This window comes from Neptunicella marina, from assembly GCF_014270035.1.
Classification (GTDB): Bacteria; Pseudomonadota; Gammaproteobacteria; order Enterobacterales; family Alteromonadaceae; genus Neptunicella; species Neptunicella marina.
The window spans coordinates 143,361-161,597 of record NZ_JACNEP010000006.1 but is presented as its reverse complement, the minus strand read 5'-3'; the positions used below and the strand labels follow the sequence as shown (position 1 = coordinate 161,597).

At 44.9% G+C, this 18,237-nt stretch carries 13 protein-coding genes; 3 read left to right on the top strand and 10 right to left on the bottom strand.

What is annotated here, in order from left to right:
• Nucleotides 1-477: 477 nt before the first annotated feature.
• The 5 genes from H8B19_RS09420 to H8B19_RS09400 all read right to left on the bottom strand — a co-directional run bounded on the left by H8B19_RS09420 (nt 478) and on the right by H8B19_RS09400 (nt 5,650).
• Entirely contained in the window at nt 478-1,155 is a 678-nt protein-coding gene (locus tag H8B19_RS09420; RefSeq protein ID WP_186506571.1) for an exonuclease domain-containing protein, read from the bottom strand.
• The gene (locus tag H8B19_RS09415) at nt 1,152-3,017 is read right to left on the bottom strand and encodes a DUF294 nucleotidyltransferase-like domain-containing protein (RefSeq protein WP_206683173.1); all 1,866 of its coding nucleotides are present in this window, start codon (nt 3,015-3,017) and stop codon (nt 1,152-1,154) included. The genes H8B19_RS09420 and H8B19_RS09415 overlap by 4 nt, the downstream gene beginning before the upstream one ends.
• Nucleotides 3,014-3,517 carry a hypothetical protein gene (locus tag H8B19_RS09410; RefSeq protein WP_186506570.1) on the bottom strand — a complete coding sequence of 168 codons (504 nt, stop codon included), beginning with the start codon at nt 3,515-3,517 and terminating at the stop codon, nt 3,014-3,016. The genes H8B19_RS09415 and H8B19_RS09410 overlap by 4 nt, the downstream gene beginning before the upstream one ends.
• Before the next feature lie 125 nt (nt 3,518-3,642).
• Complete coding sequence (locus tag H8B19_RS09405; protein WP_186506569.1) at nt 3,643-5,373, bottom strand: sodium:solute symporter family protein; 1,731 nt, start codon at nt 5,371-5,373, stop codon at nt 3,643-3,645.
• 10 nt (nt 5,374-5,383) lie between these two features.
• Nucleotides 5,384-5,650 (bottom strand): DUF4212 domain-containing protein, encoded by a 267-nt coding sequence (locus H8B19_RS09400; protein WP_186506568.1) that lies wholly within the window; start codon nt 5,648-5,650, stop codon nt 5,384-5,386.
• Between the two features lie 190 nt (nt 5,651-5,840).
• Between H8B19_RS09400 and H8B19_RS09395 the strand changes: the two genes are divergently transcribed.
• Nucleotides 5,841-9,257, top strand: coding sequence for a PAS domain-containing hybrid sensor histidine kinase/response regulator (locus H8B19_RS09395; RefSeq protein WP_186506567.1), 3,417 nt, complete (start codon nt 5,841-5,843; stop codon nt 9,255-9,257).
• A gap of 51 nt (nt 9,258-9,308) precedes the next feature.
• Here H8B19_RS09395 and H8B19_RS09390 read toward each other — a convergent pair whose 3' ends face one another.
• Nucleotides 9,309-9,953 carry a response regulator transcription factor gene (locus tag H8B19_RS09390; RefSeq protein ID WP_186506566.1) on the bottom strand — a complete coding sequence of 215 codons (645 nt, stop codon included), beginning with the start codon at nt 9,951-9,953 and terminating at the stop codon, nt 9,309-9,311.
• Between the two features lie 8 nt (nt 9,954-9,961).
• Nucleotides 9,962-11,905 carry an acetate--CoA ligase gene (gene acs / locus H8B19_RS09385; RefSeq protein WP_186506565.1) on the bottom strand — a complete coding sequence of 648 codons (1,944 nt, stop codon included), beginning with the start codon at nt 11,903-11,905 and terminating at the stop codon, nt 9,962-9,964.
• Nucleotides 11,906-12,132: 227 nt separating this feature from the next.
• Here acs and H8B19_RS09380 point away from each other — a divergent pair, with 227 nt between their 5' ends.
• Nucleotides 12,133-13,284, top strand: coding sequence for a DcaP family trimeric outer membrane transporter (locus H8B19_RS09380; protein ID WP_186506564.1), 1,152 nt, complete (start codon nt 12,133-12,135; stop codon nt 13,282-13,284).
• Between the two features lie 70 nt (nt 13,285-13,354).
• On the opposite strand, the gene H8B19_RS09375 is transcribed toward H8B19_RS09380, so the two are convergent.
• Nucleotides 13,355-14,149 carry a DODA-type extradiol aromatic ring-opening family dioxygenase gene (locus H8B19_RS09375; protein WP_186506563.1) on the bottom strand — a complete coding sequence of 265 codons (795 nt, stop codon included), beginning with the start codon at nt 14,147-14,149 and terminating at the stop codon, nt 13,355-13,357.
• Nucleotides 14,150-14,273: 124 nt separating this feature from the next.
• Here H8B19_RS09375 and H8B19_RS09370 point away from each other — a divergent pair, with 124 nt between their 5' ends.
• Nucleotides 14,274-15,428, top strand: a complete 1,155-nt coding sequence (locus tag H8B19_RS09370; protein ID WP_186506562.1) for an alpha/beta hydrolase-fold protein — start codon at nt 14,274-14,276, stop codon at nt 15,426-15,428.
• Between the two features lie 320 nt (nt 15,429-15,748).
• Here the strand turns inward: H8B19_RS09370 and H8B19_RS09365 are convergent, their stop codons facing one another.
• Both H8B19_RS09365 and H8B19_RS09360 read right to left on the bottom strand, forming a co-directional pair.
• Nucleotides 15,749-17,392 carry a methyl-accepting chemotaxis protein gene (locus H8B19_RS09365; protein WP_186506561.1) on the bottom strand — a complete coding sequence of 548 codons (1,644 nt, stop codon included), beginning with the start codon at nt 17,390-17,392 and terminating at the stop codon, nt 15,749-15,751.
• Nucleotides 17,393-17,680: 288 nt separating this feature from the next.
• On the bottom strand, nt 17,681-18,232 hold the full coding sequence (locus tag H8B19_RS09360; RefSeq protein ID WP_186506560.1) for a single-stranded DNA-binding protein: 552 nt from the start codon (nt 18,230-18,232) through the stop codon (nt 17,681-17,683).
• Nucleotides 18,233-18,237: the final 5 nt, after the last annotated feature.

The following is an 18,237-nucleotide window of genomic DNA, read 5'->3' as shown; positions in this document are numbered from 1 at the left end:
TGATTATTATTATAGTTTTCGCCTAATATAAACTAAACGCCGCTATTTTTGGAAAAAATCTTTATAAATAGCGGTCTTCAGACACATTCCTGATGTCTCTATCGGCCCCAAACACCTGACGATGAATATTTTGACTGCATTATTCTTCGTTTCTCAGCTTCCCAACGATTCGACGCCATCCTGTTTCTTGTAAAAAGAATGTTTCAATGTGCCTGACAAATAGACAAAAGGCAATAAGATTCAAAGAATTAGCGATGCGGGTTGAACTTCCATGTTCAGTTGAGGAAACCGTTTATAATCAGATAGACACCTGCTCTGTAACTGCTTTATCCGGATAACATCAGAGTGAACTCATCTTACTACCATATATAGCCACAAAAATAGCGAATAAACATCTAATTTTCAGTAAGTTAGCCAAATATTATTTAACCGTTTATCCATTTATACGTAACTTACACCCAATTGGATCAGTCTTAATTACCGGGTATTTTTGAGTACATCACCCAGCGTTGTATATTCTCCGGCATACTGAATCTGCGCCTGAAGCAATTCCAGTGTTGCCAGGGCATCAGTAAGGGCATCATGGGCGGGATAATCGGGAAGGTGATAACGTTGACGACACTGATGTAATCTTAGCGAATCCTGTGGAATATGATGAAAATGCTCAAGCATTTTTTTTGCTTCCCACCCCATGGTATCCACTACCAGCGTAACCACAGGCACATCAATTAATCTGCGCAGTAATTTGTTTAAAAATGCCATATCCAGTTGGGCATTATGAAATACCAGTACACAACCCTCTGCTACTTCTAAAAAGCGTTCCATCATTTTAGTTGCACTCATTCCCTGAGTGAGTTGTGCATCACTTAACTGATGAAAAACTGCGCTTTGGCCCACCTCGCGACGAATCGTCACTATATGATGTTCTGCCTGAGATAATTTAATCACCCCATCACACATGGGAACCCAACCTATACTGGCAATTTCACCACTGTGCGAATGCAAATCGGTTGTCTCAATATCAACTGCCAACCACCGTACTTTTTTCCAGGAAGTATTGTTGCCCGGTAAAACGGAACGATAAAAAGACTGCTGAGGAAGATTGCGAATTTTTCGGCCAATCCACCAACGCCTCGCGTCGGTCCAAAACCTCATATGCCGCCTCTGTAACGCAAGCGAATAGTATTTTGAGCATTGTTTACCACCTCAAACGCATCTTTTAAATGATGCCGATGGTGCTCTGGCAGGTTATCCGGATCGACATAATTACTGACGGCTTCAATGCCTTCTTTGTCAATGGTTGCCGCCTGAGCTTCTGCACGGGTTTGCATAATAAAATCGTAAGCATCCTGCATATTACGGCTGTCTTTAACTGTCATGACCTTAGCTTCAACCAGTGCCTGCAAGCGTTCTTTGGTGTTCACCGCTTTAATATTATTAGCCAGTGCGTGAATACGCATCATATCGATGATGGGAATAACCCCGCGCTTTTTGAGATCGAGTGAATCTTTATGTTCGCCATTGCGTTCCACCAAAAAGCGACGAAAAATGCCCAAAGGAGGTGTCTGGCTCAACACGTTATCTGCCAGCGCTGCTAAAAATATCGAGTTAGATGAAGCCGTTTTAAGCATATGCTCCTGTAACTGATCACATAACGCAGACTCACCATAAATGGCCCGGATATCGAAAAAAATACTGACACGCATCACCGCATCCGGCGTCGGACTTTGCGCCCATTTTGAAACGGTTTGTTGCCAAATTGACAGGGGCTGACGCCATTCATCCGTCATCGCCATGATTTTACCCGGGCAATAAACATAACCACATTCATTTAACCCGTCACAGACAAATTTTGCCAACCGGGAGAAATAGGTAAGCTGCTCGGGTGTAGCGCTATTGTCAATAACCAGACCATTATCCTGATCGGCATTAACCAGCTGTTCCGCGCGCCCCTGTGAACCAAAACCCAGCCAGCAAAACGCAACCGGCGCGGGTCCGAACTTTTCAATCGCAAGCTCAATTAAACGCTTGGTAACAGCATCACTGATGGCCGTCAGGAAGTGACTAATTTGCGCCACTTTAATACCGGCATTGATCCATTCCACCATCATTTGTGGCATGCCATCCACAACATGTTTCATACTTTCGGTGTTGGTTGCGCGACCTATATGCTGCACCACATAAACAGGATCATCCTGTTTAACCAACATCAAATCAGAGGCAGTCACAATTCCAACTAAACTGTCTTTATCCTGTTGAGCAACAATCGGCAAATGATGAATTTTGGCTTTAACCATGGTCAGTGTCGCGTCAAACAGGGTGCTGTTTTCAGATAAGGTGATGAGTTGCTGTGTCATGATATCTGACACCGGCCGCTCATAATCAAGCCCTTTGGCAATCACCCGGCTACGAAAATCGCGGTCTGTTACTATGCCTCGCAACTTGTTTTGTTCAACCACAGGCGCGCTCGACACCCGTTTATCCGACATCAATGCTGCGGCTTCTTTAATGCTGGTCTGTGGGTTTAAGACCAGCAAATCACGTGACATATGCGCCGACACACGCCGCATTAAATTATGTGGCTCAGGTGTATAACGTGCTGCACGGCGCAGACGACGATTTACCTGACGCTCGTAATACCGGGCAAAATCGCGATTACGAGTGATGATTTGCTGATATATATCATCCGGTAACGTGTACAAAAGAGAATCTTCATACAAACGTACAATCGCATCAGGATACTCAGCAAATAAGGCCTCCAGATTGTAACTTTCGCCTTCCCCCATACGATTAAGCAACCTGTCATCCTCGGAACGAATATCAATCGCGCCACTACGGATAATACGTAAACCACCCAGTGTGGAGTGCCCACAAATATGGCCTTTACGGTAGTACTGAACTTCAATGTTTTGCGCAACCCGGTGTAGGTCACTATCGGTTAAAAGGTCAAACGGAGGGCTGGTGATAAGAAAGTCCACCACCATTTTTAATTCTGGACTAATGTCCGTGTTGGTCACTGAGTGCCCTCACGACGAAAATCTTCACCAAAGCTGGTATGATATTCAAAGAAAATGGTGGGGGTTTCACCGTAGTAATAAACACCATCCACCGCAACAACCAAACGGATAAGTTGATTTTGTTGTGGTTTGTCTGCTAACACCAACTGCCAATCCTGAGCAGTATCGCTGGTAGCGGAAAAATCTGCTGGTTGCTCAGTGTTATCACCATTGCCCAGGGCAAGCTTTGCACCTTGCAATGGCATATTGGCATGCAGGGTTAATAGCCCAAATCCCTGTTCACTCGGTGACAATATCATCTCCATTTCCACATCACCATTAACCAGTGAGCACACGCCACTTTCATAACGACAATTGGGCTTGGCCAGCAATTTATAAGCGTCTCCCGCCTTCGCTACATGTGGGGTTTCAGCCAACATTGAGTCAACTCCCAAATAAGCTAATACAGCCAAAATGGGAGCAACAATCAATGCGATGATTACGTGTTTATTTGCGAACATAACGTCTCTTTATTTGCAGCTTTTTGTTTAGCGTACCACCAAAAACTGTTGATGCGCCATGTCAGAAGTTATAACTAAAAGGCTGAATTAAAAAGGGCGCAAACGCGCCCTTTAGATTAGCTAAATTAATGGTCTACAGCCTGTCCGGCCCCTTTAGGGTAACGGATATATTCCACCATATCCTGAACTTCCTGAGGCGGTTCGCCAGTCATACCAGACACCACATAAGCCACCACAAAGTTCACCACAGCACCAATGGCACCAAAGGCATTGGGTTCAATTCCCATAAACCAGTTGCTTCCCCAGCTTTCCAGATATGTCCACTCTGAAATAAAGAACAAACCTTTGTGCTGGAATACATAGAATAAGGTAACGAAAATACCGCAAATCATGCCCGCGATGGCACCCTGCATGTTTACCTTTTTACTGAAGATACCCATCATCAGTGCAGGGAAGATGGACGATGCAGCCAAGCCGAACGCCAGCGCCACCGTTCCCGCGGCGAACCCGGGCGGATTGAGCCCGAGATAACCGGCAACCACAATAGCGCCTATCATGGAGACACGGCTCCACATCAATTCGGTTTTTTCATCAATATCCGGGGTTAAAATACCCTTGAGTAAATCGTGCGATATCGCTGATGCAATCGCCAGCAATAAACCGGCAGCGGTAGAGAGTGCCGCAGCCAGGCCACCAGCGGCAACCAGTGCAATCACCCAATTTGGCAGTTGTGCAATCTCAGGGTTTGCTAACACCATAATATCGCGGTCAACTTTCACCATTTCGTTATCCGGGCCATTGTTGTAGGTAATCTTGCCATCACCATTTTTGTCTTCAAAGGCAAGAAGTCCGGTTTTTTCCCAGTTTTTGAACCAGTCAGGACGTTCATCATAAGCCAGATTTTGACCTGCAGTTGGCTCAATGGTTTGATGCAGATTCAAACGCGCCATGGCAGCAACCGCAGGTGCAGTTGTGTACAAAATCGCTATAAACAGCAATGCATAACCAGCGGATGAGCGTGCATCCTTCACTTTAGGTACAGTGAAGAAACGAATAATAACGTGTGGTAAACCGGCAGTACCAATCATCAGTGATAACGTATAAACAAACATGTTTAAGGTACTGATACGGGTTTGAGTCGAATACTGAGCAAAGCCAAGTTCGGTGACCACCTGATCCAGTCTATCGAGCAAGTAAGTCCCGGAACCATCGGCCATAGTGCTACCTAAACCAATTTGAGGGAAAGGATTACCGGTTAATTGCAACGAAATGAAAATAGCAGGAATGGTATAGGCCAGAATTAATACACAGTACTGTGCAATCTGGGTATAAGTAATCCCTTTCATGCCACCTAATACCGCGTAAATAAATACTATCGCCATACCTACATATAAACCTACATCATAAGATACTTCCAGAAAGCGCGAGAAGGCGACACCAACACCTTTCATCTGGCCGATTACGTAGGTCACTGAACAGATGATCAGACACACCACAGCCACCACCCGGGCACCTTTGGAGTAAAAACGATCACCAATAAATTCGGGCACAGTGAACTTGCCGTATTTACGTAAATAGGGGGCAAGCAACATCGCCAGAATGACGTAGCCACCAGTCCAGCCCATTAAAAATACCGAACCGCCATATCCCATAAAAGCAATTAAACCCGCCATCGAGATAAAGGATGCTGCTGACATCCAGTCAGCTGCTGTGGCCATGCCGTTTGCAACAGGGTGTACGCCTCCGCCAGCCACATAAAAATCTTTAGTTGAGCCCGCGCGGGCCCATACAGCGATACCTATGTAGAGCGCGAAGGTAAAGCCAACAACAATATAGGTTAATGTTTGAAGTTCCATGGTGCGCCCCTTATTCTTCTTCTACGCCATATTTGGCATCGAGCTTACCCATCGCTTTCGCGTAATACCAAATAAGGACTAAAAAGGTGTAAATTGAGCCTTGCTGAGCAAACCAGAATCCCAGTTTGTAGCCACCTAACTGAATACTATTTAACGCATCAGCAAACAGAATGCCGCATCCAAATGACACAACAAACCAGATGACCATGAGTTTGACCACCAGACTGACATTTTCCCGCCAATAATTTTTGGCATCGTCTTCACTTTTAAAAGCCATGACATATCCCCTTTTTAAGGTTTTTATGGAGTTACCGCGCAGTGATACCTGACCCTGCGCAGGTATTTGGCGCACCTGTATTAATGTAGAACGCCGCAAGCAAGCATGAAATGCGACCTTGGTCGTAGTGCTGTTTTGCTTTGATTTGCCTGTGATAAAGTTAGGTAAAATATTGATACAGGTTGTTTTTATGTCACTGGGCTGGGTTGCACTGGCATTAGTTTATTTGGCAGGATTATTCTGGCTGGCACGCTGGGGGGACGGGCGATCCTTACTGGCGAAAAAGCTCACCAGTCATCCAGCCGTATATTCGCTGGCACTGGCCATTTATTGTACTGCCTGGACATTTTTTGGTGCCGTGGGCGAAGCTGCACGTAATAGCTGGGAATACCTGCCGATATTTCTGGGGCCTATGCTGTTATACCTGTTTGGTTACCGTTTTTTATACAAACTTGCACTGGTCAGTAAAAAACAACACATCACCACAGTAGCCGACTTTATTGCTTCACGATATGGCAAACGTCAGGCAGTCGCCTTATTAGTGACATTGATCGCACTACTGGCAACCATTCCCTATATCGCATTGCAATTAAAGGCCATCGGTTCCGCTTTTTTACTGATGTCAGGCGAAAATGATGCACAAGGCGTCGTGTTTTTAGCGACTTTTTTCATCGGTATTTTTGCGATTTATTTTGGTACCAAACACGCAGATGTAACTGAATACCGGCATGGTCTGATTCTGGCTATCGCTTTTGAATCACTCATTAAAATATTTGCCCTGCTGGCGTTGGCATTAGTTATTTGGTGGAGCTTTGACAGACAGCAGGTATCAGGTTTTATCATTCAGGCGGCTCCCAGTTATCAACAAACGAACAGTTTAAGTTTTTCGTTCTGGGCTCAAACCTTTATGGCTGCTGCTGCCGTCGTGTGTTTGCCTCGTCAGTTCCATGTCGCCATCGTTGATAATTTAAGCCTGGGGCATTTACGTACTGCCCGATGGTTATTTCCTTTATACCTGGGTCTGCTGGCGGTGTTGATCCCTTATCTGGCGGCGGCAGGTCACGCTCTATTTGCACAAAATGCGGCCGAGCCGGACACCTATGTACTTAATCTGGCAATATTGTCAGATAAACTGTTACTGCAAATGCTGGTATTTGTCGGAGGATTATCCGCTTCCACCGCAATGATCATTGTTGCCACTCTCACCTTATCTACTATGGTAACCAACGATGTTATTTTGCCAAAACTGTTAACCCGTACCGAGCAAAGTTATAAGGGAATAAACTTTACGCCGACCATTCTTGCCATTCGACGGCTGGCGATTGGCATTTTGCTGTTATTGTCCTATTTTTATCATCAGCAAATGACGGGCAGTAAATCGCTGGCTTCCATCGGTTTAATTGCTTTTTCGCTGGTAATTCAGTTACTGCCGGCTATTGTCGGAGGTCTGTATTGGAAACGCGGACATGCACATGGAGTTTACGCAGGTTTGCTTAGCGCCATGTTTACCTGGATGTTGTGGTTATTTTTACCTTTATTTAACAACAGCGATATCCAACTTCAGAATCAGTTTATTGTGCAGGGCGCCATTTTAAGTTTGGTGGCCAACGCACTGGCATACAGCCTCTTTTCCTACTTTTCCCAGCCCAAATTGATTGATCGCGTGCAGGCTCAGGCATTTGTTGCCCCCAAAGATCCCAGTATTGATGGACAACTTAAGCCTTCATCCAATACCAATGTAGACGATTTACTCACTCTGCTCAGTATGTTTCTGGGTGATAACCGCTGCGAACGTTTGTTGCAGGATTACCAAAGTCGCAGTGGCACAGTGGTAGATAAAAACACCCCCCCCAACGAAGACTTTATCCAGTTCTGTGAGCGGGCACTGGGCGGTGTCATCGGCGCCTCAAGTGCCAAAGCACTGATTGATAGCGCGATTGGTGGTAAGAAACTCAATTTCGAAGAAGTGATGAATTTCTTTGATGATACAACGCAGGCGCTGAAGTTTAATATGGCGGCGCTGCTCACTTCGCTGGAAAATCTTGATCAGGGCATCAGTGTTATTGATAAAAACCTTAATTTAGTGGCATGGAACAAGCGTTACATGGACTTGTTTGATTATCCGCCTGATATGCTGGCAGTGGGGGTGCCTATTGAAACCCTGGTACGTTACAACGCGGAACGTGGTGAATGTGGCGTAGGTGAAATTAATATGCTGGTGTCCAAACGCATGGAATATCTGCGTCATGGCAGCCCTCACCGGTTTTTACGTCAGCGTAGTGATGGAAAAGTCATAGAAATGGTCGGAAACCCGCTGCCAGGCGGTGGTTTTGTAACCAGCTTTAACGATATAACCGAACACATTGAAATTCAGCATGCGCTGGAAGATGCCAATATCGATCTTGAAAACCGCATTCAAAAGCGGACCGAAGAAGTACAGGAAATTAATGCTGAACTGCGCAATGAAATCCAGCGTCGTGCAGAAGCAGAAAAAGAAATGATTGCCGCCCGCCAGCATGCCGAACAGGCCAACGCCAGCAAGACCCGTTTCTTGGCACTGGCAAGCCACGATATATTACAACCGTTAAATGCCGCCAAATTGTACGTGAGTTCTTTGCAGGAATCGAGCATGGACGATCGCGAACACGATATCCTCACCAAACTTAACGATAGTGTTACAGCGAGTGAGGCGCTTATTGCAACCTTGCTGGATATTGCCCGACTGGACCAGGGCGAGTTACAACCCAAAACCACCCCCCTCTCACTGAAAACGGCTTTACAACCGCTAATTGATGAATTCAGCATGAAAGCGGAACAAAAAAGCCTGCAGTTGCACAGCCATATTCCGGATTTGTGGGTAAATACCGACCCCACCTATTTGCACCGGGTGGTACGTAATTTGTTATCCAATGCAGTCAAATACACTGAAAGTGGCAAAGTTTTGCTGGCAATTCGTCCACGTAAAGATCGTGTATTACTGCAAGTGTGGGACACCGGTCTTGGCGTAGACAGCGACGAACAGGATAAAATTTTTAACGATTTTTATCGGGTTGAAAGCCGCAGCCAGCGTGGAATTGGTCTTGGCTTAAGTGTGGTTGCCCGGTTGTGTCATCAACTTAACAGCCCGATTCAGGTGCGCTCGCAATCAGGTAAGGGCAGCTGTTTTTGGTTTGAATTACCACGCTGTGAACCACAACAGGTGGTTACCGGGGTCGCCAGACATAATAGTAAAGGGCTGGCGGGACTCAATGCGGTGGTGATTGATGACCAAAGAGTAAACCTTGATGCTATGCAGGCGTTGCTGGATAAATGGCAAATCAATAGTCACCTGGCTGACAACATATCGCAAGCGCTTGAGCTGGCCAAACAACATACACCGGATATTTTGCTGGTAGATTATCAATTAGGCGATAGCCAGACCGGTCTGGAATTTATCTCTCAGGTTCGACAGTTGCGTTCGGATCGGGTTCCGGCAATTCTGATTACGGCTAATCGTGAAGAAGAGTTAATTGCTCAGTGCAAGGCGATGAAAGTAGCCTACTTAAGCAAACCCGTAAAACCGGCCAAGCTACGCTCACTGATTCAAAGCCAGGTATCATCAATTTAGCAACATCGATTTAGCGTAGATGTAGTGATTTCAACAGAACTAGAATTGAGATTATTCAGGTGGTTGTAATTGTAACTGTGATGCAATTAACACAGCCTGAGTACGATTGTTAATGCCCAGTTTGCGGAAAATCGAGGTGATATGCGCTTTAACTGTTGCCTCGGCAATATCCAGTTTAAAGCCAATTTGTTTATTCAGTAATCCATCGCGCATGTAACACAGCACTTTATACTGGGCAGGCGTTAAGCTGGAGATTTGATCGGCCAGTGCAGCAAATTCTGCATCTTCCTCACTGTCGGTATCGGTATAACCTTCCGGTACCCATACATCACCGTCCAGCATACTTTGCACCGCTTGTGCGATTTGAGCAGAACCGGTCGTTTTAGACACAAACCCTAACGCACCGGTGCTCAATACTTTGCTGATAATTTGAGGCTCTTCTAATCCGGATACAACCGCTACCGGTAAGTCAGGAAACAGTTTTCGAATATGAATTAAACCAAACAAATCACCGCTGCCGGGCATATGCAAATCCAGCAGCAGTAAATCGATATCGGGGTTTTGCTCCAGGATCTGAATCGTCTGAGTCAGGTCACAGGCTTCCAACATCGTCAGGTTATCCAGACACATTGATAATGCACCGCGTAATGCATCCCGATACAAGGGGTGATCATCGGCAATCAACAATGTAATCATAGGTTTCCTTATCCTTTGTTCAGGCGATTTTCGATTAATGAATCGACCACACTTGGGTCGGCCAGCGTAGAAGTATCACCTAATTGTTCATGCTCATTAGCCGCGATTTTGCGCAGAATGCGACGCATAATTTTGCCTGAGCGGGTTTTAGGCAATCCATGAGTCCACTGGATTTTATCCGGCGTGGCAATAGGGGACAGTTCCTGACGAACCAGATTACGAACCGACAAGGTTAACTCCTCATTCACCTCCACACCTTCCACCGGTGTGATGTACACATATATGCCCTGTCCTTTAATATCGTGCGGATAACCAACCACGGCAGCTTCAGCGACTGAAGGATGCGCTACCAACGCACTTTCAATTTCAGCCGTACCTAAGCGATGGCCGGAGACATTTAATACATCATCAACACGACCTGTGATCCAATAGTAACCATCTTCATCTCGTCTTGCACCATCGCCGGTAAAATAGCAATTGTCATAGGTGCTAAAGTAGGTTTGCACAAAACGCTCATGGTCTCCAAACACGGTTCTGGCCTGTGCTGGCCAACTGTCGCGAATCACTAAATTACCTTCATTAGCACCAAGCAATTCCTGACCCTCGTTATCCAGTAAAGCAGCATCAATGCCGAATAATGGATGAGTAGCAGAGCCCGGTTTGGTTGGTGTAATTGAAGGAATAGGTGAAATCATCATGCCGCCGGTTTCGGTTTGCCACCACGTATCAATAATGGGACATTTACCTTTACCAAACGTGATGTTGTACCACTGCCAGGCTTCCGGATTGATCGGCTCACCAACAGACCCCAATAAACGCAATGAACTGATATCACAACCTTCCACCGGTTTATCACCATGCGCCATTAACGCACGAATCGCGGTCGGCGCGGTGTAAAGAATATTTACCTTAAATTTCTCGATAATCTGCGCAATACGGCGCACATCAGGATAGGTTGGCACACCTTCAAACATGACTATGGTTGCAGCGTTAGCCAGCGGGCCATACACAATATAAGAATGTCCGGTTACCCAGCCCACATCGGCAGCCGCCCAGTAAACATCCCCTTCCTGATAATCAAAGACATATTTGTGTGTCATAGCGGTGTAAACCAAATACCCGCCACTGGTGTGCACTACCCCTTTTGGTTTGCCGGTTGAACCCGAGGTATACAGGATATAAAGCGGATCTTCCGCATTCATGGGTTCAGGTTCACATACAGGTGAACAAGATGCCGTCGCTTCATGCCACCAGCAATCCACCGGATTCCATGCCACGTCACCGCCGGTAAACTGATAGACCACACAATGGGTAATAGATGGGCATTGACCATTCGATAGTGCTTTATCCACGTTATCTTTCAAAGGAACTTTGCTACCAGCACGACGCCCTTCATCAGCGGTAATAACCACTTTGGCATCACAATCATTAATACGATCAGCAATGGCAGTGGCTGAAAAACCGCCAAAAATAACAGAGTGGATAGCACCTATTCGCGCACAGGCCAGCATCGCATAAGCGGCCTGCGGTACCATTGGCATATAAATCGCTACCCGATCACCTTTGCCCACACCCATATTTTTAAGTGCGTTAGCCAGCTTACCCACTTCGTCATGCAGCTCCTGATAAGTAACAGTCTTATCTTCACCGGGCTCATCTCCTTCCCATAAGAAAGCAGCCTGATCTGCACGCTCAGGCAGATGACGGTCAATACAGTTATATGCCACATTTAATACACCGTCTTCAAACCAGCGAATCGACACATTGTCACGTTTGAATGAGGTATTTTTAATAACTTGTGGTGACTTGACCCAATCCAGCATTTTGGCCTGCTCCGCCCAAAAAGCATTTGGGTCAGCAAGAGCCTGTTCTATCATGTTTTGGTATTTTTCTTCTGTGAGATGAGAGCGCACACGCGCACTGTCGGGTACAGGGTAGATTGCATCAGTCATAAATCAGTCCAATTTCCAAGATTAAAAAACTCTCAGTAATGTAGCTAAACCAAGGCTTTTTAGCATTTCGACTTTGGTCGCAAATAGTCAAGTTTATCGTCGTAATTTACTGATTCAGGTCAAAAATATGCGACTTTGGTATGACAGACTAATAGCTAATTTGCATTTTACTTAAGTTGAACCATTGTTATTGCAGTCCCTACATCAGAACTGAGGATGGATGAATAATGAAACTGATACGCACAACTGCACTCACAATGGCAATGGCTGGATTAACCGCAGCACCGTTAACTCAGGCCGATACAACCTTTAAATTTAGTGGTTACGTTAAAGCTGACGGAATGTGGAGTACCTACAGCGATGGAACACTTGGCTCGGCATCGGCTGGGCGCGACTTTTACATACCGGCTGTAACACCTGCCGGAGGTAATGACGAAGCATCCCAATTTGATGCTCATGCAAAACAAAGTCGTTTCCGTTTTACTTCCAGTACCGATCTGGAAAATGGTGAAACGATTCAGGGTGTGTTTGAAATGGACTTTATGCTGGCACCCGGTGGTGATGAGCGTATCAGTAACAGTTATCAGCCACGCTTGCGTCATGCTTTTATCAAATATGGTAACTGGATGATTGGTCAAACCTGGTCAACCTTTATGGATGTAGGCACCCTGCCGGAATCTGTTGATTTTATCGGCTCTACCGATGGCACCATATTTGTGCGCCAGACACAGGTGCGTTACACCAACGGTGCATTCCAGATTGCGCTGGAAAATCCCGAATCAACTATCACTCCAACCGGTGGTGGCCGAGTGGTTGCAGATGATAACTCTATTCCTGACTTAACCATGAAATTTACCTCCAAGCAGGACTGGGGTTATTTCTCGGTAGCCGGTTTATTACGCCAGTTGTCCTATGTGAACAAACAAGGCGGTGCCAATATCGACGAAGATACGTCCAGTTATGGTATCAGCGTTGCCAGTAAAATTATGCTGGGTCAGGATGATTTACGTTTAATGGTTAATTACGGCAGTGGTCTGGGTCGTTATATGGGCCTGAATACCAACAATGGTGCAGTTATGACTTCAAACGGTGATTTGGAAGCGATTGATTCCATGGGATTCACCGCAGCATATCGCCATGTGATTGACAGTCAAACCCGTGTCAATTTTATTTATGCACGTTACGATGCAGATGACGATGCGGCACTTCAGGGCATGCTGGTTAACGAATCCACCTGGAGTACCCGTGCTAATGTGATGTATTCACCCACCAAAGCGATTACGGTTGGTGCCGAATTCGCTCACGCTAAAATTGAGAAGGCCAGCGGTGCGGAAGGTGACATGAACCGCGTTCAGTTTATGGCGAAATACGCGTTCTAATTCCACACTCTTGAATCGAAAAACCCCGCCTTGGCGGGGTTTTGTTTTTCCATGAATTGCTTTAGCTCAGTTACCACAAATACATACTGGCTTTTTTATTGAAGATGTTAAGTTCAACACTTTCACGACAAGCGCTTTGAGTAAATCCATAACACACATGCAATGGCAACAAATGTTCCTCTCGCGGATGACAAAAACGTGCACCGGGTGCACTTTGCCAGTCGATCAGTGTTTGCTCTCGTTCCGTCTCAGACATTGCTTTATTAGCACAGGTATCCAGTAACCATTGTTCAAAATCATGATTTAATGCTTTTGTTTGCGCAGTATCGGGCTGGAAAAAAGCACGCATATTATGAAAAGAAAACCCCGAACCAATCAGTAACACATCATCAGTTAATACATCTCTTAACGCTTTACCTAACGCGATGTGCGCCGTCGGATCGAGTGAGTTAAATAAAGAGAGTTGGATGCAGGGAATATCAGCCTGTGGGTACATAATTTTCAATGGAACAAATACACCATGGTCCAGGCCTCGTTCTAAATCGAGCTGAGATTGAATTCCCGCCGATTGCAACGCCGACTGTATTTTTGCCGCCAGTTCAGGGTGACCTTTGCAGGCGTAATCAATATTGTAAGACTCAGCTGGAAATCCATAATAGTCATAATATAAATCTGGCATAGCACTGGCCGTTACATTTGCACTCGTTTCTTCCCAGTGTGCACTGACCACCACAATCGCCCTGGCTTTATCGATTTTCGCCGCAATTTGCTCCAGACAATGCACCATTTCCTGATGACCTTCATCACCTAACAACGGCATCGGCCCACCACCATGAGATAAAAATAAGGCTCTATATTTGTTCATTTCGACTCTCGCTTTTACCGGGCTAACACACCTCAAAAATGGGAACCCTCTGTTATTACTTCTGAATCTAGCTATTGAAAGTTATTATGGGGCCAGGAAACAAATTTACACCAAGGAAATAATAATGAGAATAAACCACACCCTAACCTTACTGTTGCTCTTAATCACCAGCTTTACTACAAGTGCTATCAACGGCACCCAGGAACAAATAAACATTACTCATCCCGATTTTCCCGAACCGCTCACATTCAACATCTCGCTACCCGCCGGATATTCCGAGGACAAAGACCGAAGCTACAACCTGATGTTCGACTTTCATCCGTTTGCCGATACCTATTTACGCGGGATGCACGACTGGATGAGTCATAATGGCGAATGGCCCTGGCTTAAAACGATATTTGTTACACCTGCCGCCGGAAACCGGGTTGGCATGTTGTTCGATGAAAGCGGCAAAAGCACACCTTTGCTCGATTTTTTTGAACAACAGTTGTTTCCAGCCGTCGATAAAAAATACCGCACCAATGGTTTTCGTATAATAAGTGGCTTCAGGGTAAACGGTACTATTGCGCTGTCGGCATTAATCAATAAACCTGATCTGTTCAATGCCTACATCGCCATTTCACCTGAGCTAAAAGATGACTATGTCGGCATTATGTCCACCGCCCAACAGAAATTAGCCAAACTTAACGACAAACCCAGGTTTTTACTGCTTACTCATGGCAGCACTATTAAGGAAGATCACCAACAACAAGACTACAGGAAACTGCACAACATCCTCAAATCAAGTGCGCCTCAACAGCTGGAATGGCACGACAAACACTATAAAGATCACTATTTTATGTCGTTACCGCTGGTCTCCATTATTAGCGGGATTGAACTGTTGTTTGATGATGTTAACTCGGGTTTAGAAGCTACCTCCCCCATTTCTAAACAAGGTGTGGCGGCGATCATTAAGCACTATAAGTATTTATCAACGGAAAAATACGGTTTTGAAGTATCGCCAAAAGACTCAATCAACAACTTAGGTTTTGCACTATTAAAAACCTCGCCAGAAAAGGGATTAGCGGTATTTCGTGAATTGGTAAAACAATATCCGGATGACGCATACAGCCATCACAACTTAGCAGAGGCCTTTGCTTCTCTTGGGGATTACGATAATGCCGTCAAACATCAACGTGATGCAGTAAAACTGGCTGATAAAATGCTAACCTGGCATCAAAAAAGACAACAGAAGATTTTAGAAGACTACATTGCCAAGAGTCATAATACGTCAGACTAATTTTAACTATGCAATTCGATTGTACAGTCGCTCTTCCACAGTCGAATTGCTTATTTTTTCGAACATTGCACAAAATCCCCATATCTAATATTTATAGTGTGGTTGTCATTAACTTTTTGAAACGCCCTGCACACCCATTCTGGATTTTATTTATATAATCTAATTACCACTTTGAGATTAACGCTAATATCTTCCTGATGAGCATTCATCATCGCAGTGACCTCAAATACAGGAACTCTGGCGACCGGCTTCTTTAAACATATTACAGAGATCAAAACTCAGACGATAAGCTAGCGCATTCCCCATATATCGACGTAAATTTAAACTTTGAAAAATTCTATTTCACGTCTTAATTCCAGTGAGAGCTTGCTTAGTTTTTGGGTGGCAATAGTGTTATTTTCCATAGAACTAATGGCATCACCAGACATTACTGCTATTTTTTCCATTGCTTCACTAACGTTACCTACTAACTCCACTTGCGCAGTGGCAGCTTGGGCAACTTGTCTCACCCGGTTTAAAGAATCAGTAGCTTGTTGTTCGATATTTTGTAGCAGCCCGGTAGCTTTAAGCGTTTGCGCTTTACCATTCTCAACTTGAGGTTGCGTCGTTTCCATCGCTATTACCGACGCAGCGGTTTGAACCTGAACTTCATTAATCATTAATTCTATTTCAGAAGTTGCTTTTCCTGTACGTTGAGCCAACTGACGAACTTCATCCGCTACCACGGCAAAACCTCTACCCGAATCCCCCGCCCGGGCCGCTTCAATTGCAGCGTTTAACGCAAGTAAATTGGTTTGCTCCGAGATTCCGCTAATAACGTTAGCAATTCCACCTATTTGCTTGGTTTTCTCTTCTAAAAGTCTAATTTGAGTAACAGTGTCATTAACTGTCTCTGAAATTTTTTCCATTTCATCGACCACAGCATTAACAACTAGTCTACCCTGTTCAGTGTATTCCACCGTAAGGCTTGAATTATGTTCAGTGGCAACTGCAATTTGTGAAACCTGGTCGATACTGGAGCGCATTGCACCCAATTCAGTAACCGTTTCAGATGTTAGCTGTGCTTGTCGCTCTGCAGCGCCCAACACCAGGGACGAACCGTCTGTTACTTCATTTACCTGCACTGCAACAATGTTTGAAGCATTTACAATATTACTGACAATACTGGTTAACTTTTCATTCAAGCCGGATAGAGAATCCATAATACTATTGGGCACATCTGACCTCATACATTCTGTCAAATCACCTTTAGCTAATGTTCGAATAGCGTCCTGTGCTTCATATGGTTCTCCTCCTATTGAAAGTCGCAGGTTACGCTCAATTAAAAAACCGATAAGAAGAGAGATGGCAATCGCAACCGCAGACAAAATAAGCATTAAATTTTCAAACCCTCCGGCAACCTCCCTTGCTTTAGGTGTTGCAGTTTGGTTTTGCTCTTCTTGATAATCAATAAACTCATTAATGGTATTCAACCATTCAATAAAGGCAGGTCTGGCCTCATCAAGCACCTTGCTAGTAACGTCCATACCAGCTTTCTTGTTTTTAATTATGTCTTCAATAAGTGGTAGAGTTTTGGCTTGAATCCCCTCTATATGCTTTATGATGGAACGCTCTGTTGGTGTAAACTTAACCTCCGAGTTCAGCATATCGTTCATGCGTTTCTCAGAGTTGATGTAAAACGATTCCAGTTTTCTTATCTCGTCAACAAATGCGTCAATTTCCCTATCGTTGCGCGCAATAGCGATATCCCGGATGGCAATTGCACGATCGTGTACACTGCCTCTAAAATTGATTGCATATCGCTGTTTAACTGAATTTATATCGGTTATTTCAGACAAGGTATCATCGATGAAGTTAACTTTTTGAATCCCTTGGGAAGTTAACAACACCAACAGTCCCAAAATCACCCCAAACCCCAGACTCAATCGACTTTTGATCGTCAATTTAGATAAATAATGCGACATCAAATTTCTCACAAATTAGGAAACTTCACATATAAATCTTTGACTTCAACTCAGCAAATTTGTAGTTAACGTACCCATAGTTTTCGACAGTCTGCTATGGGGTATTTACCGCGTTATCAGTCCACTAAACGTCACCACATCAAATAAATTCAGGTGGGTTATTCGCGATAATTAAGACCCTCTCAAACAGACAAAAATTTCGGAATGTTAATTTTTGCAGAAAAACAAAAGCCCTGTTAAAACAGGGCTTTGTCAAAATTTGTTCTTTACAGTGTAAAGATTGGAAAGCTAGAACGGGATATCGTCATCAAAATCGAAGTCTGGCTCAGCCATAGGCGGGTTATTTTGCTGCGATTGTTGCTGTGGACGGCTTTGTTGCGGCTGACCACCACCCTGATTTGGATATTGCTGATACTGTGGTTGTTGCTGCTGAGGTGCACGTTGCTGATAACCACCACCATCATTGCTCTGACCACGGTTACCACCGCCAGAACCACCACCCAGCATTTGCATTACGCCGTTAAACGGATCTAACACAATCTCAGTGGTATAACGATCCTGACCTTGCTGGTCCTGCCATTTACGGGTTTGCAGTTTACCTTCCACATAGACCTGGCTGCCTTTTTTCAGGTATTCACCCGCAATTTCAGCTAATTTCCCAAACATGGACACACGGTGCCATTCAGTTTTTTCCTGAATCTGACCAGATTGATCTTTCCAGCTTTCAGAAGTAGCAAGCGTTAAGTTCGCCACTGCTTTGCCGTTTGGCGTGTAGCGAACTTCCGGATCCTGACCCAGGTTGCCCACTAAAATAACTTTATTAATTCCGCGACTTGCCATTATTG